Consider the following 23,671-nt stretch of genomic DNA (forward strand, 5'->3'; position numbering starts at 1 on the left):
GTTTCTCCTTTGATACGTTTCGTGTTGCATTATGAGCTTTCATATAGTATTTGCGAACATTTGTAGGCTTTACAATATGAACAAACTTGTTCTATTGTACGGCTTTTTCACGTTATACACGCACGAAATATGAATTGCGAGATATGAATTTCGTCACGTATAGTTTGGGAACTAATCCAAACAAGCTTTATTGCTTGCTACTTGTTATATATAAAAACGGGAGCCAACCTTTCGATTGACTCCCGAATGTTTTATCTAACCAGTTTTAGCTTTAATAGCTTAAAACTACTCGTTATCGCCTGCGGTTGCAGCGGTAGCGGTGACAGCGCCTGGCTTGTCGGTCTTAACGCCTGGCCACACCCAATCGGTGTAGTCTGGGTGATCGAGACCATTGTCGACTGCATACTGGAAGGCTTCGAGACGGAAGTCTTCGAGCTTCTTGATTTCGTCGGCATACTTAGCGGCGTCAACCATGCGCAATGCTTCAGCGGTAAGCTCGTAACGATCCATGTCGTTAACGCGAACCATGTCGTATGGCGTGGTGGTGGAGCCCTGCTCCTTGTAGCCATGGACGTTGAAGTTGTCGTGGTTTGGACGATCGAAGATCAAGCCGCGAACGTCATGTGCATAGGAGTGGTAAGCGAGAAGGACTGGCTTGTCAGCGGTGAAGAGCTCAGTGAACTCTTCGTCAGTCAAAGCCTCGTTGTTTTCCTTAGCGGACTGCAACTTGAGCAAGTCAACAATGTTAACGACCTTGAACTTAACGCCAAGCTTGTTCAACTTGTCGGCAGCGGCCATCAATTCCTGCTGTGGAACATCGCCGATACCAGCGAGAACAACCTGAACTTCGTCATTGGTCTTAGCGTTAGATGCCCACTTCCACTCAGCAGCACCCTTCTCGAGCTCTTCGCGAGCTTCGTCGAGGGTCAGCCAAGTAGCAGCTGGCTGCTTACCAGCGAAGATTGCGTTGATCATGTTGGTGGACTTGTAAACCTTCTCACCAACAGCGAGCAACATGTTGGAATCTACTGGGAAGTAAATGCCGATAACGTGATCGTTGTTGAAGGTCTTGTTCAAAAGAACAGAAGTTACACCTGGATCCTGATGGGAGAATCCGTTGTGATCCTGACGCCATACGTGAGAGGATACCAACAAGTTCATGGAGGAGATTGGCTTACGCCATGGAATCTCACGAACTGTAGCTTCGAGCCACTTTGCGTGCTGGTTCAACATGGAGTCGATAACGTGTACGAAGGACTCGTAAGAGCTCCAAATGCCGTGACGACCGGTGAGCAAGTAAGCCTCGAGGAAGCCTTCCATCTGGTGCTCGGAGAGCTGCTCGGTTACCTGACCGGTAACTGCCATGTGCTCATCGACTAATTCGGAGAGGTAGCCTGCGTCCCACTGCTTGTTGGTTACTTCATAAGCAGCCTGCAAACGGTTGGAAGCGGTCTCATCTGGTCCGAAGATACGGAAGGAATCTGGGTTGTTCTTGATTACGTCGCGGGTGTAAACACCAAGGCGACGGGTAGCTTCGAGCTGACCCCAGCCGTGACCGAATTCCTTAACTTCCTTAACTTCGTAATCTTCGAGCTTTGGAAGCTTAAGGTCTTCGCGAATACGACCACCGTTGGCGTTTGGATTCTGGCCAATACGGAGTTCGCCCTTTGGCATGAAGGAAAGAACGTCTTCCTTAATGCTGCCATCTTCATTGAAGAGCTCTTCAGGCTTGTAGGACTTCATCCAGTTCTTCAAGACTTCGAAGTGAGCTTCGGTATCACGAGCAGATGCCAGTGGCACCTGGTGTGCACGCCAAGAGCCTTCAGTCTTCTTGCCGTCGATGAACTTAGGGCAAGTCCAACCCTTAGGGGTGCGGAAGATGATCATTGGGTAGAATGGACGGGTTACGTCGTTGGTCTGAGCTTCAGCCTTGATATCGCAAATCTCGTCGAAGATGGTCTCGAACATGTCGGCGAAGCGACGGTGAATGGACATGTGATCCTCATCGTCGAAGCCAGCAACGAACTCGTATGGTTCGTAGCCCATGCCGTGGAAGAACTCGTGAAGCTCTTCGTCGGAAATACGGGAAAGAATAGTTGGGTTAGCAATCTTGTAACCGTTCAAGTGCAAGATTGGAAGAACGATACCATCGGTACGTGGGTTGACAAGCTTGTTGGACTGCCAGCCAGTAGCCAAAGGACCGGTTTCTGCTTCGCCGTCGCCGACGATTGCTGGAACGAACAAGCTTGGGTTGTTCATGACAGCGCCGTAAGCGTGGGAGAGAGCGTAACCAAGCTCGCCACCTTCGTGGATGGAACCTGGGGTCTCAGGAGCGAAGTGAGAAGGAATACCACCTGGGTAAGAGAACTGGCGGAAGAACTTCTGCAAACCAGCTTCGTCCTTGGTGATCTTTGGATAGTACTCGGTGTAAGTACCGTCGAGGTAGGACTGAGCAGTACCAGCTGGGCCGCCGTGGCCTGGACCCATGATAATCACAGTGTTCTGCTGATGCTCAGCAATGAAACGGTTAATGTGGCCAATAAGGAAGTTAAGGCCTGGAGTGGTACCCCAGTGACCCACTAGACGATGCTTAACGTCTTCGCGAGTAAACGGCTCCTTCATTAGAGGGTTGCTACGAAGATAAATTTGGCCGATTGAAAGATAGTTGGCAACACGCCAGTACTTATCTACGCCTTCGATAGCAGCCTCGGAAACTGGAGCGTTGAGCTTCTTCCAAGGTGTGCCAATAACAGGACTCGTCATGTGTACTCCTGTACTCAAGCACTTTTCAGTGCAATTTGATCATTACCATTTGGTTATAGAGTCTGGAAAACAAATGTATTACAGCTCTTTTTCCATCCGTTTCAGTATAGTTGCATCGTTTGACTTTTGTTCATTTGGTTACTTCTACGTGCGTTTTTGTTGAAAAAATGTGTTCTTATGTTGTAAAAAAATGGCACATTTGTAGCGAAAGTGTGCATTTTCATGTTTATTTATTCATAATATATCCGTTTTTTAGTTTAATAGGCACTATACGATGACACATAATATAGTCCCTCGTCTCAAAGCAACCCTACTATAATACTGTATTTAAGCTTCGATTATTTGCTGATTGTGCACGACACAATGGTAGAAGTTACGTCAGTTACACATATATACTGTGTACCAATATTAGAAGGAGAATCATGGCAAAAGGACCAGTGCTTGTCGTTGATTTTGGCGCTCAATATGCTCAGCTTATTGCTCGTCGCGTGCGAGAAGCAAATGTATATTCAGAACTTGTTCCTCATTCTATGCCAGTAGATGAGATGCTTGCTAAAGATCCTCAGGCCATTATTCTTTCCGGCGGCCCTGCTTCCGTGTATGAACCAGGCGCGCCAGATATTGATCCGAAGATTTTTAATGCAGGAGTGCCAGTACTCGGTATTTGCTACGGCTTCCAGGTTATGGCTCACGAGCTTGGTGGAGATGTAGATAAAGCTGCACTTGGCGAATACGGCAAAACTTCCGCAACTATTGACGATTCTGAGGGCTTGCTTGCAAATTCTCCTTCTGAACAAAATACTTGGATGAGCCATGGGGTAGCCGTTAAACGTGCTCCAGAAGGTTTCACCGTGTTAGCTCACACTGAAGGTGCACCCGTTGCTGCAATGCAAGACGCGAATCGAAAGCTTTACGGCGTGCAATGGCATCCTGAAGTAAAGCACACGCCTCTTGGCCAGGAGCTTATATCTACATTCCTACATAAGTGTGCAGGACTAGATAACAATTGGAATCCTTCCAATATTATTGAAGATCAAGTTGCTAAAATTCGTGAAGAAGTTGGTGACGCACAAGTTATTTGTGGTCTTTCTGGCGGCGTGGATTCTGCTGTTGCAGCAGCTTTGGTGCATAAAGCAATTGGTGATCAGCTTACTTGCGTTTTTGTCGACCACGGTTTGCTTCGTAAAGGTGAAGTTGAGCAGGTTAAGCATGATTTCGTTGAAGCCACTGGTATTAAGCTTATTGCAGTTGATGCAGAAGATGACTTTTTGGATGCGCTTAAAGGTGTAAGTGAGCCGGAGCGTAAGCGCAAGATTATTGGTGAAAAGTTTATTCGCACTTTTGAAAAGGCTCAGCGTCAAGTTATTGAGGAGGCTGGTAAAACCGGAGCAGAAGTGAAATTCCTCGTGCAAGGAACCCTGTATCCAGATGTCGTGGAATCTGGCGGTGGTGACGGTGCTGCCAATATTAAGTCTCATCATAACGTTGGTGGTTTGCCAAAAGACTTAAAGTTTAAGCTTATTGAGCCGTTGCGTACGTTGTTTAAGGATGAAGTTCGCGCTATTGGTACCGAGCTTGGTTTGCCTGATGCTATTGTGTGGCGTCAGCCGTTCCCTGGTCCTGGTTTGGGTATTCGTATTGTTGGTGAAATTACGCGTGAGCGTCTGGCAGTACTTCGTGAAGCTGATGCTATTGCTCGTGAAGAGCTTTCTGCTGCCGGCTTGGATCGAGATATTTGGCAGTGCCCAGTTGTGTTACTTGCAGATGTTCATTCTGTTGGTGTGCAAGGGGATGAGCGCACATACGGTTCTCCAATCGTACTCCGTCCGGTAAGCTCCGAGGATGCAATGACTGCCGACTGGTCGCGCGTGCCTTACGATGTATTGGCGAAAATTTCCACTCGTATTACAAATGAATGCCGTCAGATTAATCGAGTAGTGCTTGACGTGACTTCTAAGCCACCTGCCACTATTGAATGGGAATAAAATTAGTCATTTCAAACACATTGTTTGAACCGCGTGATTTCATCACGTCGCTATGTTTTGTGAGCGGTAGCATTGTTGCGTAATGCGATAATACTGCCGATCATAAAGTATGCGGTAATGTTATTTGTTTTCAGCATGTCGAATTGTGCATTGCTTACAATGGCTGATACGATGAGACGAGTGGATGTGAGAGCTTGACGTGGCAGTATGTTGTATGCAACTGGGATGCGTGTGGGCTAGGAAATTTCAGGAGTTATTTTTATGGTTGATGGCGTACCAAAATATATTGCTGTACGAGATAATTTGCGTGCGCGTATTGATACAATGGTGGCAAATGAACAATTGCCTCCGGAGATTGAGTTATGCCGCCAATACAATGTAAGTCGCATTACGCTAAGGCATGCTGTCGATAATCTTATTACTGAAGGTTTGTTGATAAGGGAGCAGGGTAGAGGAACATTCAGAGCACCTGCAGTTATCAACAGTAGACATCAAGAGATAATTTCTGACCGTGCGCAAGGATTTTATGAGCAGAGTTGCGATCCTGATGCATTGATACGTGTTGAAGTGCTAGAAAATGATGTTGTTCAAGATGAAGACGCTGCTTTGAACTTGGGATTAAAACCAACCGAGGAGCTCATTTGTTTAAAGCGTTTGCGATATATTGACGACGTGTTGTCTCGTTACAGTGTGTTGTATTTGTCGGCTTCGCGTTTTCCTAAAGTATTGACTCAGGATTTTTCTGAAAAATCCTTGGCTGATTTCTTGTATCAAGCGTATGCAGTGCAGTTGGTAGAAAGCGAAGTATCTGTACATATTGAACGTGTCTGTGGCAGGATGGCGGAGGTTCTCCATCTTGAACAAGAAACTCCAGCAATTGCCGCAAAGTCTACTGTTAAAGATAGATTCGGCACGATTATTGCTTTTGGTGCTGCTGTGTATACTCCAAATTCTGGCGAGATTTGCTTCCATCTACATTCAAACAGTTAGTATTAAGCAAACAGTTAGTAGTAAGCAAATAATTAGTTGCAATAGTGTGCGCTCGCATTCTTATAGCGAGCGCAATTTTATTGGCCTATAACCCCTTTGACCTATAGCCCTTTTATTGCGCGTATCGTTAGATAACAAAAAAGTCTTGCCGATTTCTCAGCAAGACTCAATCTGTGTCCGGAGCGGGAGTTGAACCCGCACGCCTGTACAAATAGGCACTAGCACCTCAAGCTAGCGCGTCTACCATTCCGCCACCCGGACGGGTGTTTTAAGCAACAGATATGACTATAACATCTTTTTCTGTTTCATGCTTCGGCGTGTTGAAAATTTTACGAATTTTTTATTGAAAGTGCAATAAAACACTACTTTTTAGTCTTGTAACAAGCTTTTATTAACTTGAAAAGTTCCGTTGCTGTCAGGTTTGAAATCAATGATAGTAACGGATTTATTGGTTACAGTTCCTTCAGAATTAATAAATGAATGTTGTGGTAGCGCGTTAGTGTCATGCTCTGGATAGTCTCTTCTTAAGAAGGATCCGCGGGATTCGTGGCGTGCGAGTGAAGCGCGCAAAACGCTTTGAGCAAGCGTAACTAGATGCTGTATTTCCCATATTGCAATAAGTTCTTGATTAAAAACTAACGTATTACTATGAAGGCGAAGCGCATTAATACGTGGAATTAGGGAGGTTTGAATTTCGTGTAATGCTTCGTTTAGTGATGTTGCGTCACAAGCTATTGCGGCGGAACGTTCCATAATGGTGCCTAAAGCGGTAAACAATTCGTAAGGATTATCTCCGATAAGATGTGTTTCGTTTATTTCTTGAGTTTCTTGAGTCTCTTGAGTTTTCTGTATTTCCTGCGTTTCCTTTGCTTCTTGCATAAAATGGTTCAATTCAAAATTGCGTTGCTCGTAAAGACTGTGCATCGTAGTGTTTTGCGGGTCGTTATTGAGGCCATTACTATTTTTGGCGAGCGTTTCAGCCATTGCTGCTCCTGCGCGACTACCAAAAAGGCATGCGTCGAGTAGAGAATTTCCGCCTAAACGATTAGCTCCGTGTACTCCAACGCATGAGCATTCTCCGGCAGCAAACAAGCCTTGAACAATATGTTGTTTGCCATCGCTCCAAGTGTACACTTCGCCGCAAAGTGTAATAGGTATTCCTCCCATGGTGTAGTGGGCTGTAGGACGAATAGGTACTAAATCGTGTGCGGGATCGAGATGTGCGTACTGTTCAATGGTTTCACTGACCTGCGGTAGTGCTTCAGCCATATAAGTTTTATCAATATTCGTCATATCGAGCCAAACGCAGTCTTTTTGCGCGTACTCTCTGTGAATGTCAGTTGAATCATATACTCCGCGGCCTTCATGTATTTCGTGAGCAATGGCGCGCGCAACTACGTCGCGTGGCGCCAAATCCGCATGAACGGCATCATAACGCTTCATAAATGCTTCACCTTGAGCATTGCGAAGCACACCTCCTTCCGCCCTCGAAGCTTCCGACAGTAGTATTCCCGTGTGCGCAAGCCCAGTAGGATGGAATTGAATAAACTCACAATCTTCAATCTGCAATCCCGCTTGTAACGCCAATGCCATGCCGTCGCCAGTTAAATCCCATGAATTAGAAGTGGTGGCGAAAAGTCTTCCAGCGCCGCCGGTAGCAACAAGCACCAAGTTTGAGTGCAGTGTGCGCAAACGTCCTTGTGCAAGATCAAAAGCAAGTATTCCCTCAACTTTTTTCTTATCACTACTTATGGCTATGTCAGTTACATAACAATCTTCTTCAAAAGTAATATTTTCAGCAACGCATTGCTGCCAAAGGCTGTACAAAATTTGGTGGCCTATACGATCGGCGGCAAACGCGGCGCGTGGCACGGGTTGCGCGCCAAAATGAGCAGTATGCCCACCAAAGCGACGTTGATTAATATGCCCGTCTTGTGTACGAGAAAAAGCTACTCCGTAATGTTCCAGTTGAATGATGGTCTGTGGCGCCTTCTGAGAAAGTAATTTCGCCGCATCCTGATCACTCAGCCAGTCGCCTCCGTGAACGGTATCGTAATAATGCCACTGCCAAGTATCACGTTCAACATTACCTAAGCTTGCTGCAATTCCGCCTTCTGCTGAACCGGTGTGTGAACGAAGTGAAGGGAGCTTAGAAATTACTACAATTGAAGGTGACTTTCCTTGCTTTCTAATAGCGTCGTATGCTGGGGATTTCACCAATCCAAGTGCCGCCGAAAGTCCTGCTGCTCCTGCGCCAACAATAATCGCATCGTAATGCTCATCTGAAGCTGGTGAAGCTGCGGTATTGTGCGAACATAACGGTGAGTTAGTTAGGGAGTATTCTGTCGCTTTGCGAACTGTAGATTGGTTGTCATCTGATTGCATAGTCTTATTTTCTCATAACCATCGTCTTGTGTCGCATATTACGCTACTTTTTGTTGTATAAGCACTAAGTTTTCTCGATTCTGCTTAAGAGCTCCTTCCAACTCAAGTAATGTTATAGCGCCCGATATTTCTGCAACTGATGGCGTGGCGGTATTAGAGGATTGTTGTTTACTTTTGATGATTTCGTAAATGGTATCGATATTTGCGTGTTCATGTTTGCGTCTACATATTGAGATTGCTTCAATAATTTGCTTCTGAATTTCCGTATAGTTGTGTATGGAATCTTGCGTTTGTAAAACGGTACCAGTTGCTGGATTAGTATCGTCGCCACTAGTACTCCTGGTACTGGTTTTGTTCGTGCTGTTCGCGTCGTTCGTGCCGTTTGCTACATTCGTGCCGGTTGCGTCGTGGCGCGGAGCAGTTACGTTAGCAATGTAATGGTGAGATTGCGGAAAGAGTGTATCAATATCTTGACTAGAGCACACCATAATTGCTTGTTCGTCGTGAATAAGTTTATTGCAGCCAGCATTATGAGGATGAGTAATATTTCCCGGTATTGCATAAAGTTCACGGTTGAGTTCGCTGGCCCAAGTTGCTGTATTTAATGCTCCGGATTGCAGTCGCGCTTGTGCAACGATAACCTTTGAAGCTAAAGCTGCTATGATTCGATTTCTGAGTAAGAAACGATGACCTACAGGAGTGGTGTCCGGGCAGAGTTCGCTAATACAGGCTCCAGAATTTGCAATAATATGTTCAAAAAGTTGCATATTGCTTTGTGGGCCTATATGGTTCAAACCGCCTGCGAATACTGCAATAGTTTTCCCAATAGCTTGGTTTTCTAATGCTTCTTCTTGTGCGTCAACTGCACCCCAATGTGCTGCAGCGTCGATACCGTATGCTCCGCCAGAAATAACGGTGTGCCCTTTTGAAGCGCAGTCGTATGCAAACTGATAAGCGAGTTCTTTTCCGTAATCTGTGCAGGAGCGCGATCCTACAATGGCGAGAGGATTGCGACACTGCGTAAGAGCGTGAGGGTCGCCAATGCCCCATAAGCATAGTGGAGGCGAGAAATGGCTATGGAAAGCCAAATCTTGTAATTGCTTAGGCCAATACTTGCTGTGTGGTGCGATAATCCATTGTTTACCTGATGAAGTAAACCAGTCGAGTAAATCAGCTTCCTCCCAAGTGGGTAGATACGTCAGTCGAATACACCATTTTGCAAGTGTTGTATGAAATGCGTCAAGTGATTGTGGAGCGTTATTATTACGATAACCCCACAGTTTTAGCCCCTTTTTGAAATAGTCATCTAGTGTAGTAAGCGCGCCATGTTCGCGTACGCAACGCAACATATCGGTTACTAATTTCTGGTTTTTACTGCATTTGCTGGACGATGTGCTTTCAGAAGTTTCATTCTTGTCTTCATTTAATTCTTGACTTGCAAAGGGAAGTTGCATTTGTTGAGCTTCGTTTACCAATTGTTTATTAAGAAAACTTGTTGTGATCTTGTGTAACAAGGTAACTATGGTTTTTGCGCATGAGGAGCCGAGTAAAAGCGTATACATAATAGCGTCCGCACCTTCAAGACAGAAGGTGAGTATTGCGCGAGCTAACGTTTCTTCATCTATAACGATGTCGTTATCTACGGTGTTAATTTTCTTCCCGTTAGGTGTTTGCTGATTGCTCATATTCGTGTCCTTAAACTAATTGCTTGTGCCATATCGGTTATATCTGGTGAAGTGTGTCCTGAAAGATCCGCTAAAGTCCATGCGAGTCGTAGCGCTCTATCTGCTCCGCGCAAACTCAATTGATGCCTTTCGAGAGAACGATTAATTAAAGCGACGGCTTGCTGCGAAGTGTATTTTCTTAGCCAGGTGCCGGAAGCTTGAGCATTGCAATCCCAACCTTGTTTTGCAAAACGTTCTCTTGCAATATTTCGTGCCGTCATTACGTTATTTCGCATCATTTCACTGGTAAGAGGGGCATCAGAGCTTGCGTTTGGCGCGTGAGTATGTTGCTGGCGTTGCTCTGGCATAATAATTCTTTCTACAGGAGGAACGTCCATTTGGATATCAATGCGATCCAAAATAGGTCCGGAAAGTCGAGAAAAGTATCGTGCGCGCTCTCGCTCTTTGCAAGTGCAGCGCTCGCCATTTCCGTAAGCATATCCGCAAGGGCAAGGGTTTGCAGCAATTACCAGTTGAAATTTAGCTGGGTATAGTGTTGTTCCTTGTGATCGGGCAATAGCAATATGGCCTGATTCCAACGGTTCTCGTAAGGTTTGCAGCACGCGAGGTGAAAATTCTGGCGCTTCGTCCATGAACAATACTCCGCAGTGTGCGCGCGTAATAATACCAGGTTTTGCGATTCCTGTGCCGCCGCCAATAAGAGAGGCTGCTGAAGCAGTATGGTGAGGTGCTTCAAATGGCGGTATGTCGCTAATTCCGTAGTATGGGAGTGTGCCGCAGAGTGAACGAATTGAGGCAACTTCAAGCTGTTCTTGTTCGTTAAGAGGGCACATAATGCTTGGTATTCGTGAGGCGAGCATGGTTTTACCGGAGCCGGGTGGCCCTATCATCATTACGTGATGTCCGCCAGCTGCGGCTACTTGTAATGCCCATTTGGTGTGTTCTTGTCCGATAACTTCAGACATGTCACCAATTTCGTGAGCTGAGTCGATTTGAAGTGGTGAAGATATTTGATCGGATAGTTCTGCTGAAAATTCTCCATCTTGCGCCGAATCTTCGGATCGTTCTCGAATTTGCATATGTTGATATGCTGGGTCTGCTTCGATAAGTTTCAGCGATTCTTCTTGTAATTTTCCGTGCAATTGCGTTATTAAGTCAAGAATATGGTGTATTCCAATTGATTCAATGCCATCTACCAATTGTGCTTCGGCAAGATTTTCTTGAGGAATAATCATTCGCTTGACATGTTGTTTTTTGGCGTAAAGTGCAATGGGAAGCATACCTTGAATTGGCAGTACTGTGCCGTCAAGATTCAGTTCTCCTAAAATAACGGTATTTTCCAGCTCGGAAAGTGGAATATAATGTTCTGCGCTTAAGATACTTGCAGCAATTGCTAAGTCGTATGATGCTCCGCTTTTAGGCATGGAAGCAGGGGAGAGATTAACAGTTACTCGTCCTTCCGGCCATTTGCAGTGAAGAGCGAGATGTGCTGATTTTACGCGTTCTCGTGCCTCACTTAAGGCGGTGTCAGGAAGTCCAATAATAGAAAAGTTGGGCATGCTTCCCGAGATAAAAGCTTGTAATTTGATGGTGAATGCTTTTAAGCCGATTAAGCCTATTGATACTGCGTTTCCGATGTTCATTAAAATGCTCCTGGGATATGAATAAATTGAATTGGTTGGTTGTTTTCGATTTCTTCTCGAGCTTGTAGTTCGTATGCTGAATCAGGGTACGTGTGTTTGTTAATAATAAGAATTGATACGGCGTCAAAACGAATACGATAGTGCGGTATGTTTTTGCCAAATTCTTTAATCCATTGCATTCCCGTTTCGCGCAGTTTACTTCGCTTTTGGCGAGTTATTGCTTCGAGAGGAGTGCCATATTGTGTGGTACGTCGCGTTTTTACTTCCACAAACACCACTGTTTGTTCGGGGGTAAGCATAACGATATCCAGCTCACCGTGGTGAGCATGCCAGTTCGTATCAAGAACATGCCAACCTTGTTGCATAAGTCGTAGTGTCGCGTAGTTTTCTCCAAGTTTGCCCAAGCTTTTGCTGTCGTATGCGCTGTCTTGCAACTCTTGGGCAACTTGTTCAAGTTTTTCTCGTAAGAGTTCTTGAACGGTCGCAACGTCCTCAATATCTGTAACGTCTGTAACGTCTGTAACGTCCTCAATATCGTCTAGTGCGATAATCTCACTGTCAATAATGCGTTTTTGTGTAGTCATGTTGCTATTTTCTTCGCCCTACTGGGTGGAATCTAGTTTTTTAGTGCATTGTGGTTAAAAGCTTGCTACGGCGTGTTGTCTTGGGAAATTTCTTATATTTTTCGTTTTCTAGTAGATGATTTTCCTTATTTTGTTTAAGTTGTGAATTCGTTATAGCTAATTTTGATAACCGCGGCTATGTACGAACGTTGGTAACTGTCATATTGTCGTTATCACTGAAATTAAACGCATAAGCAGAATGTTGAAAAATAAGCGAGTTTAATTGAGCGCGAACTTAATTGAGTGCGAACTTAATTTGGTGCGAGCTTAATTGGATTCGAACTGTTCTGCTTTGTAAAACACAGTCGCCACATTGGAGGGGTATTATGAGCGCTACTGAAGAAACGCAAGGAAAGTATCATTTTGAAACTTTGCAGTTGCACGTTGGTCAGGAGCAGGCGGATCCTGCAACTGATTCTCGCGCAGTGCCGATTTATCAAACGACGAGCTACGTGTTCCACGATTTTGATCATGCTGCTGCTCGTTTTGATTTGCGTGACGCTGGAAATATTTATGGCCGTTTGACGAATTCTACTCAGGATGTTTTTGAGCGCAGAATTGCGGCTCTTGAAGGTGGTACTGCGGCTTTGGCTGTGGCTTCTGGCGCGGCCGCCGTAGATTATGCTATCCGTAACATCACACAGCAGGGCGATCATATTGTTTCTTCAAAGAATGTGTATGGTGGCACTTATAACTTGCTTCGTCATACTCTTCCTCGAGATGGTGTGACAACTACTTTTGTGGATCCTAAGAATCCTCAGAACTTCGAGGATGCTATTCAGCCGAATACGAAGCTCGTGTACTTTGAAACTTTTGGTAATCCTAATGCCGACTTGCCTGATTTTGAGGCTATTTCAGAGATTGCACACCGTCACAATCTTCCTGTTTTTGTTGACAATACTTTCGCAACTGCATACTTGTTCCGTCCGCTTGAGCATGGTGCAGATATTGTAGTTGAGTCTGCTACGAAGTTTATTGGCGGACACGGCACAACTCTTGGCGGAATTATTGTTGAAGGCGGCAATTTTGATTGGGCTAAAGTTCCTGGAAAATTCCCAACTCTTACGGAAGCTGACCCTAGCTATCATGGTTTGAATTTCTATGATGCTCTCGGTTCTGTGGCTTTTGTGACGCGTATTCGTGCGATTATTTTGCGCGATACTGGTGCTTGCATTAGCCCGTTCGCTGCGTTCTTGCTTTTGCAAGGCACGGAAACCTTGAGCTTGCGTGTTGAGCGTCACGTTGAGAATGCGTTGAAAGTTGTTCAATATTTGCAAACTGTGCCAGAAGTTGAGTCGATAAGTCATCCTTCTATTGAAGGTCGTTCTGATCACGAGCTTTATAAGCGTTACTTCCCGAATGGCGGAGGCTCTATTTTCACGTTTGATATTAAAGGTGGAAGGGATGCAGCTCGCGTATTTATTGACAATTTGCAGCTTTTCTCACTGCTTGCAAATGTTGCTGACGTGAAGTCATTGGTTATTCACCCTGCTTCTACTACGCACTCTCAGGAAACTCCTGAGGAATTGGAAGATCAAGGCATTCATGAAGGCACTATTCGCTTGTCTATTGGAACTGAGCATATTGACGATATTCTTGCTGATTTGCAGCGTGGATTTGACGCAGTTCGTAAGGCGGGGCTTGCTTAAATAGTCTAATAATTGTAAGAAAAGTATTCCTGAAGATTCATTACCATTTTATTCGGAGCGCATTCGTATTTGTATGCGCTCCGATTTTTTGTGTATATTTTGTAAATTTGCGCATCATACTTTAGGATGAGATACTAATTTTTTCTCAATAATTTCCGCCTTACGTACGATAGTAACCAGCAGTCTTTTCCCGTAAATTTAAGTATTAGCAATAGATAACTATGCGATCACTATTTTTTAAGAAAAGGAGCAGGAATGAACAGTCCGTACGAAACAAGCTCATACGATGGAGACGATGGCTTAGATTTCAAAGAAGATTTTAACCAAAACTTGATTGGCGAGACTGCGGTTGCAGCTTTGCATGTTGTTAAAGATTTTGGCAAGGGTGCAGGCATTGTTCACGCTTTGCGAGACGTTAGCGTTAGTTTTGAGCGTGGTAAGTTTACTGCAATTATGGGTCCTTCTGGTTCTGGAAAGTCAACTTTAATGCATTCTTTGGCTGGTCTTGACAGCGTTAATTCTGGAAAAGTTTTGGTTGATGGCCTAGATATTACAGGCATGAGCGATAAGCAGCTTACGCTTATGCGACGCGAAATGGTTGGGTTCATTTTCCAAAGTTTTAATCTTCTTCCAATGTTTAGTGCTGAGCAAAATATTCTTATGCCTCTTACTTTGGCAGGTAAAAAGCCAGATAAGCAATGGTTTAATACTTTGGTTAATACTCTTGGCTTGCAAGATCGCTTAAAGCATAGGCCTGCCGAGCTTTCTGGTGGTCAGCGCCAACGCGTTGCAATTGCGCGAGCTTTAATCTCTAAGCCTTCCGTAGTTTTTGCGGATGAGCCTACCGGAAATCTCGATTCTGCTTCCAGCTCAGAAGTTTTGCATTTTTTGAAGAAGTCTGTAACGGAGCTTGGTCAAACCGTGATTATGGTTACGCATGATGCTGTTGCAGCCTCTTACGCGGATCGAGCAATTGTGTTTGCAGATGGTCAAATTGTTGAAGACGTGCAAAATCCTACTGCAGAAGGCATGAGCAAGATGCTTATGGAGCGTAGCGAAGCTGGTATTAATAATCAGCCTGCACAATTGCAATAAAAGGTGGTGAAGTTAGAATGTGGAAAATCGCGCTAAAACTTATGCGTAAAAGCGTGCGCATGCTAATCGCCTCTGGAATTGCAATTCTTATAGGCAGCATGTTTATGAGCGCTACTTTGCTTTTTGTAAACAGTGTTGACGACTTGATGGTTCGCAATGCAACGGAAGAATTCCATAGCGCAAATTATGCAATCTCATCTAAAAGCTCTAACAATTCTCCGAATAGTGGAATTCATTATAAAGACCTTCATTTAGACAAAATATCGAAGATGCATGGTGTCAACGGTATTCGCAGTGACGATGCGACTGCGCTTGTAAGAGTAGAAAAAGGTGATAAATCAGTTACGAGCATTGCTTGGTCTAGTGGTTTGTATGGAAATCTTCCTGTGTATAAATCAACAGAAGGTAGAGATCCGCAAGAAATAGGCGAAATTACGCTTATTAAAAGTATTGCTAAATCCATACATGCAAATATTGGTGATACTATAACTTTGGTTAAAGTAGATGACACTGGCGGAAATAAAGAAAAATCGTACGATGTTCGTGTGGTTGGTCTTGTTGAAGATGGAGAACATTCTCAAATATCATTTTCAAATCGTGGCATATATCTTGGCGGCGTAACGAACGATTTTTGTGCAAAACTCAACAATCTTAAGAATTTTGATAATCAAGTTGTGCAAAGTAAAGTATACATGAGCATTGATGAATCTAAAATAAACGATTTATCTCCTAAGATTAGCGCTTTGCTTCCAGAGCAATTTTCTCTTATGTCTAGGCATGAAGTTGGTGTAAGAGCTGTTAGAAATGTGTCCAACGGCACTAATTTTGTGACTATGTTCTTGCTATCTTTTGGTGTTCTAGCGTTGCTTATTTCTTCGCTTGTTATAGCAAACACATTCCAAGTTTTGGTTGCTCAACGCAGACGCACTCTTGCGCTTTTGCGCGTAATTGGCGCACAATCGCACCAGCTTTATGCGGCAGTTTTGCTTGAAGCTGCAATACTTGGAGTTATTTCTGCGGCTATTGGCGTGCTTTGCGCAATAGGATTTATGGGCGCAATTAGTAACTTGAATATTAATTCTGGACCATTATCTAAAATTCCTTTGATTGTTTCACTTCCGGCGATTGTGTGGCCAATAGTAATTGGTGCGATTGTAACAGTTCTTGCATCTATGGGTGCTGCTCGATCTGCTACAAAAGTAACGCCTATGGAAGCGTTGCGACCAATGGATTTGATTAAAGATAAACGTGCAAGCATTCTTCGCTCTGTTTTTGGCGTTCTATTTATTGTTGTAGGTATTTTATTTACGGCTTTAAGTGCTACTTCTTTGGCAAGCATGATTGCTCAGCAGTCGCCTAATGCTGGTGCTGACTCTTGGAGAACTTTGCTTGTGGCAGTTTTTGGATGCGCGCTTGTGTTTATTGGAATTATTATTACAGCAACATTCTGGATGCCGTTTGCTATGAAGGCAACTGGCGCAATCATGGCACTTTGTGGGCCTGCATCTAAAGTTGCCAACGCAAACGTGCAACGAAACCCTAGAAGAGTTGCTGCAACTGGAACGGCTTTGCTTATTGGCGTAACGCTTGTTTCAACGGTAGTAACTGGCGCAATCTGCGGTAAAGCAACTCTTAAAGGTGTTGTTGATGACCGTTACAGTGTTGACATTATTATTCAAGGCAAGAATGTTGATGAGTCTTTAGCTGCCGATATTTCAAAGATTAGTGGAATAAAGCATACTGAGTTGCTTCCTGCAGTTCCTATGACTTTTAAGAACGCTAAGGGCAAAACTGAGTACGCTATGGCAGCTGGAGTTGATAATGCAGATCAACTTCGAAATGTAATGCACACTGATCTTGATGGCGTCAATATAACCAAAGATTCTGTGCTTTTGCCTAAGTTTAATGAAGAAGGTGGAGAGCCTTTTGAGCTTAAAAAAGGAAACCTTAGTCTACAAGCTTACGTAGAAAAGTACAGTTCTGGTGAAACAGACAGTAACAATATTACGCCATTTACTGGCATGAATACAGACTCTAGTAATAACGATAAGAGCATTACTGTAAAGCAAGTTCAGTTTAAGACGTATCGAAATGTTGGTGTGTATTCAAATAATACTGCTTTTGTGAGCAAATCCTACTTCAATAACTACCTTAAGCCTACAACGCATATGCTGCTTATTTCGGTAGATTCTAGCAAAGCTAATCTTGTAGATATTGCTAAAAACATTCAAAATGTTACATCTAGCTATGCGGAGGTTATGTCTACTGGAAGCGTGTTTGAGCGGGCAAAGTGGGAGAGTGCTATCGACGCAATGATGATGGTGCTTGTTGGCTTAATAGCAGTAGCTGTTGTGATTGCTTTGATAGGTGTTGCAAACACATTAAGCTTGTCTGTTATTGAGCGAACTAAAGAATCTGCAACTTTGCGCGCAATCGGCATGACAAGAGGACAGGTTAGAAGGTCACTTGCGTTGGAAGCAACATTGATTTCCTTAACAAGCACTGTTTCGGGCTTGATTGTTGGAACAGTGTTTGGGTGGATTGGATCCTACATGGTGTTTAGCGTAATTGGCAAAGTTCCGTTTGTAGTTGATTGGACTATTTACGCGGTTCTTGCTCTAATCGCTTTGCTTGCAGCTCTTCTTTCCAGTGTGCTTCCAGCTCGTAGAGCAGTGAAGTCTTCGCCAGTAGTTGCGCTCGCGGAGGACTAAATTTCGCAAAAACTATATGTGAAAGATAGTCTGTAGAAGTTAAGTTGCAGAAAATAAAGATAATGCCGGTGTGTAAATTTTACGTGCCGGCACTATCTTTTTCTTAAGCCTTTTTGACACGCAGAAAAAAATTTGTATTATCGTTATTACTTTTAGAAAATTTTTACGTATAATTATTTAATTAAATGAATATTATGTAATTAAGTCTTATTTTTTAATTAAGAAATTGGATAAATAATACGATTATTATTCATAATAACAAGTTTTGCCGGAAATATTCCGAATAAATTGCGTTGAAAATGTATTTATTCCTTTGTTATGCTCTTGTTAACTGCTGACATAAGTTAGACGTGAAGGCCGCTACGAGCAAGGAGTAAATATATATGGTAACGGTCAAGAAAAAATCTGCCGCAGCGATTGCAGGAATCTTATTGTTAATGCAAAGCCCAATGCCAGCGTGGGCGCAAGAAGCGGCTAATGATGTTCAAACTAATATGCAACCAGCAGCAGAGGCGACTGTAAAAGCGCCTACTGCAACGGGCGTTCAAGAAGCTGAAGAACGAGTTGATAAGCTAAAATCTCAGGTCAATGATTACAAAGCTCAGATAGAAGAAGCGAATACTAATTCTAGCAAACTTAAGAATAAAATTACCGACTTAGACAATCAAATACAACTTCTGCAAAAGAAATGGGACGCAATTCCAGAACACGGCAGCGAAGCGAGTGAAATTCAACAAAAAATTAACTCTCTTAAAGAACAACACGCAAAAAATAAAAAGGATATAGAAGAAACTAAGGAAAGAAAAAATACTCTTCAAAATGAGTATGATCAGGAGAGTGAAGCTCTCGCAAAATTGTCGAGTGAACAGTTAAGAAAAAAGCAAGTAGTTACGGATTTAGAAAATAAATTAGCTACATTGCAAGAATCTCTAACACGTGATGGGAAGCAATATGACGATGAAATTGAAAAGTTAACTAAGGAAATTAAAACTGCAGAAGAATCAGTTAGCTCCCTTACGCAGCAACTCAATGAGCATAATACAAAAGCCGAATCGTTAGAAAAAGAATTAGCTGGAATCGGCGAAGAGCTCGTAGCAAAACAGATGGAGCTAAAGAAGTTTAATAAAGAGCTGCTTAATCGCATTATTAACGATGATGATACTGATAAAATCATTAACCTACAAGATGCTATTGATTCATTAAGCGAGCGATTTAACAACAAACAGAGTGAATCAGAAGCAGCTGATAATAAGTATATTGAAACAGAAAAGCAGCGTAACTTAGCATTACAGACAATTAAAAATTACCAGCAACAAAAGCAAGCTGCTACTGACAGTAAGGCAGCATTGTTGCGAAATATAGCAGAAACCGAAGATCAAAAGAAACAAGCTGAAAGTGAGCATAAAAGTATTTCTGAAGATTATGGTAAGAGGTTCAGAGAATTTAGTAATAAACATTATGCGATAAAAGAGCTTGGAAGCCAAATAACTCGAGCTGAAGGTGAACTAAATAATTTAGAACAACAAATTCAAGAAAATACTCAGAAATTAGAAACTATTAAACAGGATACAGAAAAGAGTGCACAATTTGATGCAAAAAAACAGCAACTGAATGAGCAAAAGTCTACTTTGCAGCAGCAGCAAAATAATCTTAAAGACTCTATTGCTGAGTTGCAGTCTAATTTAGCGGAAAGTTCTAGGCAGCATGAAAATGCCGTTAAAGAATACGAAGGCTTGCGTGATAACTACAACCGCATGAATCCTAATGCTCCGTACGTATCGAAGCACCAGCTTTCGGGTTCGGCATCGCAAAATAGCAATGCTGTAGAACACGCGACAACGGAAGATAATAAAAATTCGTCGGCTGACGGTAAAGTGCCAGCTCCTTCCGAGGCGGAAAATTCAGCAAAAGAAACTACGCCAGCACAGGCAGAATCTTCGGCAAAGCCTGAGGCTGCTCCTGTTCCTGCAGAGCCAGAAGCTAAGCTAGTGCAACCGGAAGCTGAAAAGCCTGCGAAGCAGCAAGAAGTGACTCCAGAAGAATCTGAGGTGACTCCAGAAAAATCTGAGGTGACTCCAGAAAAATCTGAGAAGCCTACGCTTGAAGCTGTGCCTCCTAAAACGGAAACTAAGCCGGCAGAGCCTGAGGCTGCTCCTGCGCAGCCAAAAACTGGTAAGTTAGCTCCAGAATCCGTAGTGCCAGCTCAAGCTGAGTCTCCAGCTTCTGCCGCTCATGCTGCTGATATTCTGAATTTTGCCGCATATAAAGCAGCAATTCAGAAAAATAATGCTATTCAAAAGCAATCGGTAAGAGAGCATACTTCTGAAGAGCAGTCTGCGGATGAGTCTAATCAGACAGCTCGTTCTGCAGCAGCGAAAACCGCAGTTTCTCAATCTGCTTCAACTAAGCAGTCTACTTCTGCAGGAAATAAGACTGAAGGTGAAGGCAAGTCAGCGGAGAAAGGCAAGTCAGCGGACTCTAAGGCTTCTGAAGATACGTCAGCAGATACTAACACTAAAGAAGCAGACGAGAAGATTTCAGATGCGGAAAATAAAAAGCTAAAAGCACAAGCAAGTGCCACGGTTGAAACTAAGCCTTCTGATAACGCGTTTACTACGCTTATATGGGGAGCACTTGGAGCTTTAACAATTACGGGTGCAGCTGCTGCCGGCGTAACTGTTATGCGTCACCGTCGCATGCCGAGAGCATAAATTAAAAAGCTACTAGGTGAGTTGATAATCTAAATTTGCGGCTATTTGTGCATTATGCATTAATAGCCGCATTCTTTATATGTTTTGGTATGTTTTATGGCTTAACTAATCCATTTTCGTAAGCAAAAACAACAGCTTGTACGCGGTCTCTAGCGTTGATTTTTCCTAAAATATGCGCAACATGCGTTTTAACTGTAGTCAAGCTAATGAATAGTTTGTCAGCAATTTCCTGATTGGAAAGCCCGTGAGCAATCTCTACAAGAACTTCGCGCTCGCGGTCAGTAAGTTCTGGAATAGCTGAATTTGTGTTGTTGGTAATATGTGAAGCCGGGGTAGCAGTATTTAAAACGCTGTTGGTAGTTATGTCTTGCTGAATCATAGTTTCAATCAAACGCTTTGTAGCAGTCGGAGCAATAATTGCGTTTCCTTGATACACCGTTCGTATTGAATTAAGCAAAGTTTCAGGTTCAGTATCTTTCAAAAGGAAACCGGAAACTCCAGCATGAATAGCGGCCATCACGTATTCGTCAAGGTCAAAAGTTGTTAAAATAATAATGCGAGTATTTGCGTTAGTTTTTTGCTGCAGAATCTTGCGAGTTGCTTCCAATCCGTCCATGCCTGGCATTCGCACGTCCATCAGAATAATATCTGGATGTTCACTTTCCGTAAGGTTTACTATCTGCTCGCCATTGGCCGCCTGAACTACCACTTGCATGTCCTGCTGTGAGTTGATTACCATGGTGAACCCAACTCGAACCAACTCTTGATCGTCGGCTATTGCGACTCTAATTACTCCCTTGTTTTCCATATTTTCCATAGTATCAACTTACTCTTGCTTATTTAATGCGTTGTGTTGAATTTGCTCGTCAAGCGAAGGAGCAGGACGAACCGCGATTTCGGTTACATTCGCACTATTATTCGTTGAATTAACGCTGGAGCTGGTTTCTCGTAAGATCCCAAGCAGCTTTCGCATGTATTTAAGTGCCGAACGACCTTCGTCACTAATATTTTTGAAAGATTTTCTAATTGCTTCACTTTGTTCAAGTGCTTGCTCTGGTTTTGCACAGTTTTGATTTTTTATATTATTTCTTGCTTCTTCGTATTCGTTGAGCATATCAATTCCGCTATTTGCGGCATCGATTACTTTATGCAGCGTAACAGCAACTTTTTGCTGAATATTTGCGCTAAGTCGCTGCCTTTCTGCGTTTGCTGCAAGAATTGCTAGCTGTTTTTGTTCTTTCTCAAGTTCCGTTCTGCGCGCTTTTAGAAGCATCAAATTATTGTCATCATTTCTTCGGGAATAAGCAAAGGCAATGGCCGCAAAACAAATTAACGCAACTATAAAACCAAAAACTAATCCAACGGACGCAAATTGCATAAAGTCATAAAAATTGGTTGTGGCAATATTTGATGTAAAGAATCGTATTGGAGTTTCAGTTTGTGGAATATTTTTTGATGAAATACCAATTTTTACGGCGAAAATAGCAGATTCGGCAAGCACTACTGAGCTAACCCATTGCCATGCGCGTTTTTTACCGTAGAGCACAGCAGCGTAAATAATATTTGGTATGAAAAAATTAGCGAATAAAATATTCGGCAAGAGTATAAGCTGTATTGCAGAAAATACTGCTGCAACAATTGCGCATGCGGTTGGAGCTTTTCTGCGAAACATGAATGGAATCATGGTTGTAAGAGTAAATACTTTATAAAGTATTTGTAATGAAAGCGAGTTGGAATATTGTGAAGACATTCCAACTCCAACAATAAAATCGTAGGTTGGCAGAAAGAGCATCATAACAACCCAAGGTGATGCATAAATAATGTCTCCAATAAGCCAATGTTGTTCAAACCATTGTGATACTTTCTCAATCCTATTTTTTGAAGTATTTGCTTCTGGTAAAACGTATGGCAAAACGTTTGTCGAAACTTCCGATGATGTTGAAACGTTTGCATTTTCCGGTTTTGTTTGTGCTTCTGCTTGATTATTAACTTTTGCATTCTTATGAGTAACGTTATGAATACTATTTAATACAGAAGCAGTACTGTTTGACTGGTCTGCGCTGTAGGAATATGGAATAAAAGCAACAATACTAAACGTTCCATCTTTTGATTTTCCATAATTCAGCGTTCCGTTAAGATTCTCAATGCGCTCTTTCATGCCAATCAAACCATAACCGTTTTTATGTGGCACACCGCTATTTTGCTCTTGATTAGCTTCTAGCTTGTTTATTTCATTTGTAATTTTTAGTGTTAATCCTTGGTCCTTCCACTGTTCGTGAATGTTTATTTTAATGCCATCTCCTGCATGCTTTCGAATATTAGTAAGAGACTCCTGAACAACGCGGTATGCAACGGTTTGTGCGTCCGCGTTAAGCCTATTTTGAGAATTTGTGCCATCAACAGTGTGCCAAAAAATATTTTTAGGAGATGCAATTTTTGCTTGCTCAATAAGAGAAGGCACGTGATTGAAGTCCAATTGACCCGATGGAGCGTCTGTTAAAGCTTCTAGAAGTCGGCGCATATCGTGAACGGCTCGCTCGGCTTCGTTTTTAATAATATGCATTGTTTTTTTAGCAAGCGAAATATCTTTGGTTGCTGCATAACGACCACCATCTGCTTGCACAATAATAATAGAAAGCGTGTGAGCAACAATATCGTGCATATCTCTGGCAATTCTTGCGCGTTCTGCAGTAACAGCAATATGCTGAGCTTTTTTGCGGTATGTGCGAATAGAATTATTGTAATCTTGTAAAAGTTGAATAGTATGCACGTGAGTGCGCTGCCAGTAGCCAATAATAACCGTAATAGTGGTAGTAATAATCGCAAAAATTATTGAAGGAATTGCAAAATTAAGTATATTTGAAACGCAATTTTTTATATTGCTGCTATCTATATTTCGTACACTGCAAGTATAACTAGATTTCGAATGATTATTGCCATATATTGGTCCCATTACAACATTCCACGATATTAATGCGCAAGATAATACGGTTGTTACGTAAGATGCAATAACAAAAGCTTTTGAATGTTCTGGATTTCCTCGCGCAATAGCGTTAACAAGCAGTACGAAACCAAAGAAATCAGCGAAAAGTTGAGTAGGGCCAAATATTATTCGTACAAAACTAACAACAACAAAAATAATAGCTGCTTGTTCAGGCCATAGTTTTCGGACTGAAAGTAGTAATGCAACAACAATATTGATAAGCGTTACTGTAATAAGCGAACCTTGAGTCAAAAAGCCATCAACGTTGCTTATAACGTAGCGATCGCTTGAAAGCATAAAAAGAATAAACGGAATAATACCCCATAATATGTCGTTTATCGTAAGCTCATTGCGTAAGCGTTTTATTGCACTGTTAAACATGTGGGGTAATTTCATACTTACTAGGCTAGTGCATAGTACTTTATAGAACAATCAAACTTGAGTATGA

General features: G+C 42.7%; 13 protein-coding genes and 1 tRNA gene. 6 read left to right on the forward strand and 8 right to left on the reverse strand.

Annotated elements, in window-relative coordinates; all coding sequences use genetic code 11:
• Positions 1 to 285: 285 nt before the first annotated feature.
• Positions 286 to 2,763, reverse strand: coding sequence for a phosphoketolase (locus AXE77_RS00440; protein WP_116711622.1), 2,478 nt, complete (start codon positions 2,761 to 2,763; stop codon positions 286 to 288).
• Between the two features lie 422 nt (positions 2,764 to 3,185).
• On the opposite strand from AXE77_RS00440, the gene guaA reads away from it, so the two are divergent.
• Positions 3,186 to 4,748, forward strand: a complete 1,563-nt coding sequence (gene guaA / locus AXE77_RS00445; RefSeq protein ID WP_116711623.1) for a glutamine-hydrolyzing GMP synthase — start codon at positions 3,186 to 3,188, stop codon at positions 4,746 to 4,748.
• A gap of 261 nt (positions 4,749 to 5,009) precedes the next feature.
• The gene (locus tag AXE77_RS00450; RefSeq protein ID WP_116711624.1) at positions 5,010 to 5,738 is read left to right on the forward strand and encodes a GntR family transcriptional regulator; all 729 of its coding nucleotides are present in this window, start codon (positions 5,010 to 5,012) and stop codon (positions 5,736 to 5,738) included.
• 174 nt (positions 5,739 to 5,912) lie between these two features.
• Here the strand turns inward: AXE77_RS00450 and AXE77_RS00455 are convergent.
• The 5 genes from AXE77_RS00455 to AXE77_RS00475 form a co-directional block, all read right to left on the reverse strand.
• Positions 5,913 to 5,999, reverse strand: a tRNA-Leu gene (locus AXE77_RS00455).
• A gap of 108 nt (positions 6,000 to 6,107) precedes the next feature.
• Positions 6,108 to 8,123 carry an FAD-binding protein gene (locus AXE77_RS00460; RefSeq protein WP_116711625.1) on the reverse strand — a complete coding sequence of 672 codons (2,016 nt, stop codon included), beginning with the start codon at positions 8,121 to 8,123 and terminating at the stop codon, positions 6,108 to 6,110.
• 38 nt (positions 8,124 to 8,161) lie between these two features.
• On the reverse strand, positions 8,162 to 9,808 hold the full coding sequence (gene dprA, locus AXE77_RS00465; RefSeq protein ID WP_116711626.1) for a DNA-processing protein DprA: 1,647 nt from the start codon (positions 9,806 to 9,808) through the stop codon (positions 8,162 to 8,164).
• Entirely contained in the window at positions 9,805 to 11,451 is a 1,647-nt protein-coding gene (locus AXE77_RS00470) for a YifB family Mg chelatase-like AAA ATPase (RefSeq protein ID WP_116711627.1), read from the reverse strand. The genes dprA and AXE77_RS00470 overlap by 4 nt, the downstream gene beginning before the upstream one ends.
• Positions 11,451 to 12,035: a YraN family protein gene (locus AXE77_RS00475; RefSeq protein WP_116711628.1), complete on the reverse strand. Its 585-nt coding sequence runs from the start codon at positions 12,033 to 12,035 to the stop codon at positions 11,451 to 11,453. The genes AXE77_RS00470 and AXE77_RS00475 overlap by 1 nt, the downstream gene beginning before the upstream one ends.
• A gap of 365 nt (positions 12,036 to 12,400) precedes the next feature.
• Between AXE77_RS00475 and AXE77_RS00480 the strand changes: the two genes are divergently transcribed.
• The 4 genes from AXE77_RS00480 (at position 12,401) to AXE77_RS00495 (ending at position 20,240) form a co-directional block, all read left to right on the forward strand.
• Positions 12,401 to 13,723, forward strand: a complete 1,323-nt coding sequence (locus AXE77_RS00480) for an O-acetylhomoserine aminocarboxypropyltransferase/cysteine synthase family protein (protein ID WP_116711629.1) — start codon at positions 12,401 to 12,403, stop codon at positions 13,721 to 13,723.
• A gap of 255 nt (positions 13,724 to 13,978) precedes the next feature.
• On the forward strand, positions 13,979 to 14,818 hold the full coding sequence (locus tag AXE77_RS00485) for an ABC transporter ATP-binding protein (RefSeq protein WP_116711630.1): 840 nt from the start codon (positions 13,979 to 13,981) through the stop codon (positions 14,816 to 14,818).
• Positions 14,819 to 14,835: 17 nt separating this feature from the next.
• Entirely contained in the window at positions 14,836 to 17,529 is a 2,694-nt protein-coding gene (locus AXE77_RS00490) for an ABC transporter permease (RefSeq protein WP_116711631.1), read from the forward strand.
• Between the two features lie 383 nt (positions 17,530 to 17,912).
• Positions 17,913 to 20,240, forward strand: a complete 2,328-nt coding sequence (locus AXE77_RS00495) for a hypothetical protein (RefSeq protein ID WP_116711632.1) — start codon at positions 17,913 to 17,915, stop codon at positions 20,238 to 20,240.
• Between the two features lie 94 nt (positions 20,241 to 20,334).
• Here AXE77_RS00495 and AXE77_RS00500 read toward each other — a convergent pair whose 3' ends face one another.
• Entirely contained in the window at positions 20,335 to 21,057 is a 723-nt protein-coding gene (locus AXE77_RS00500; RefSeq protein WP_116711633.1) for a response regulator, read from the reverse strand.
• A 9-nt stretch (positions 21,058 to 21,066) separates the two neighbouring features.
• Positions 21,067 to 23,619: a sensor histidine kinase gene (locus tag AXE77_RS00505; protein WP_116711634.1), complete on the reverse strand. Its 2,553-nt coding sequence runs from the start codon at positions 23,617 to 23,619 to the stop codon at positions 21,067 to 21,069.
• Positions 23,620 to 23,671 lie beyond the last annotated feature (52 nt).

The sequence above is a fragment of the Gardnerella massiliensis genome (genome assembly GCF_003408845.1).
Lineage (GTDB): Bacteria > Actinomycetota > Actinomycetes > Actinomycetales > Bifidobacteriaceae > Bifidobacterium > Bifidobacterium vaginale_H.

Excerpts from the sequence above, each read along its gene's own strand:
- AXE77_RS00495 (WP_116711632.1), top strand. The coding sequence starts at position 17,913 with ATGGTAACGGTCAAGAAAAAATCTGCCGCAGCGATTGCAGGAATCTTA.
- AXE77_RS00480 (WP_116711629.1), top strand. The coding sequence starts at position 12,401 with ATGAGCGCTACTGAAGAAACGCAAGGAAAGTATCATTTTGAAACTTTG.
- dprA (WP_116711626.1), bottom strand. The coding sequence starts at position 9,808 with ATGAGCAATCAGCAAACACCTAACGGGAAGAAAATTAACACCGTAGAT.
- AXE77_RS00500 (WP_116711633.1), bottom strand. The coding sequence starts at position 21,057 with ATGGAAAATATGGAAAACAAGGGAGTAATTAGAGTCGCAATAGCCGAC.
- AXE77_RS00485 (WP_116711630.1), top strand. The coding sequence starts at position 13,979 with ATGAACAGTCCGTACGAAACAAGCTCATACGATGGAGACGATGGCTTA.
- AXE77_RS00450 (WP_116711624.1), top strand. The coding sequence starts at position 5,010 with ATGGTTGATGGCGTACCAAAATATATTGCTGTACGAGATAATTTGCGT.
- AXE77_RS00460 (WP_116711625.1), bottom strand. The coding sequence starts at position 8,123 with ATGCAATCAGATGACAACCAATCTACAGTTCGCAAAGCGACAGAATAC.
- AXE77_RS00470 (WP_116711627.1), bottom strand. The coding sequence starts at position 11,451 with ATGAACATCGGAAACGCAGTATCAATAGGCTTAATCGGCTTAAAAGCA.
- AXE77_RS00440 (WP_116711622.1), bottom strand. The coding sequence starts at position 2,763 with ATGACGAGTCCTGTTATTGGCACACCTTGGAAGAAGCTCAACGCTCCA.
- guaA (WP_116711623.1), top strand. The coding sequence starts at position 3,186 with ATGGCAAAAGGACCAGTGCTTGTCGTTGATTTTGGCGCTCAATATGCT.
- AXE77_RS00505 (WP_116711634.1), bottom strand. The coding sequence starts at position 23,619 with ATGAAATTACCCCACATGTTTAACAGTGCAATAAAACGCTTACGCAAT.
- AXE77_RS00475 (WP_116711628.1), bottom strand. The coding sequence starts at position 12,035 with ATGACTACACAAAAACGCATTATTGACAGTGAGATTATCGCACTAGAC.
- AXE77_RS00490 (WP_116711631.1), top strand. The coding sequence starts at position 14,836 with ATGTGGAAAATCGCGCTAAAACTTATGCGTAAAAGCGTGCGCATGCTA.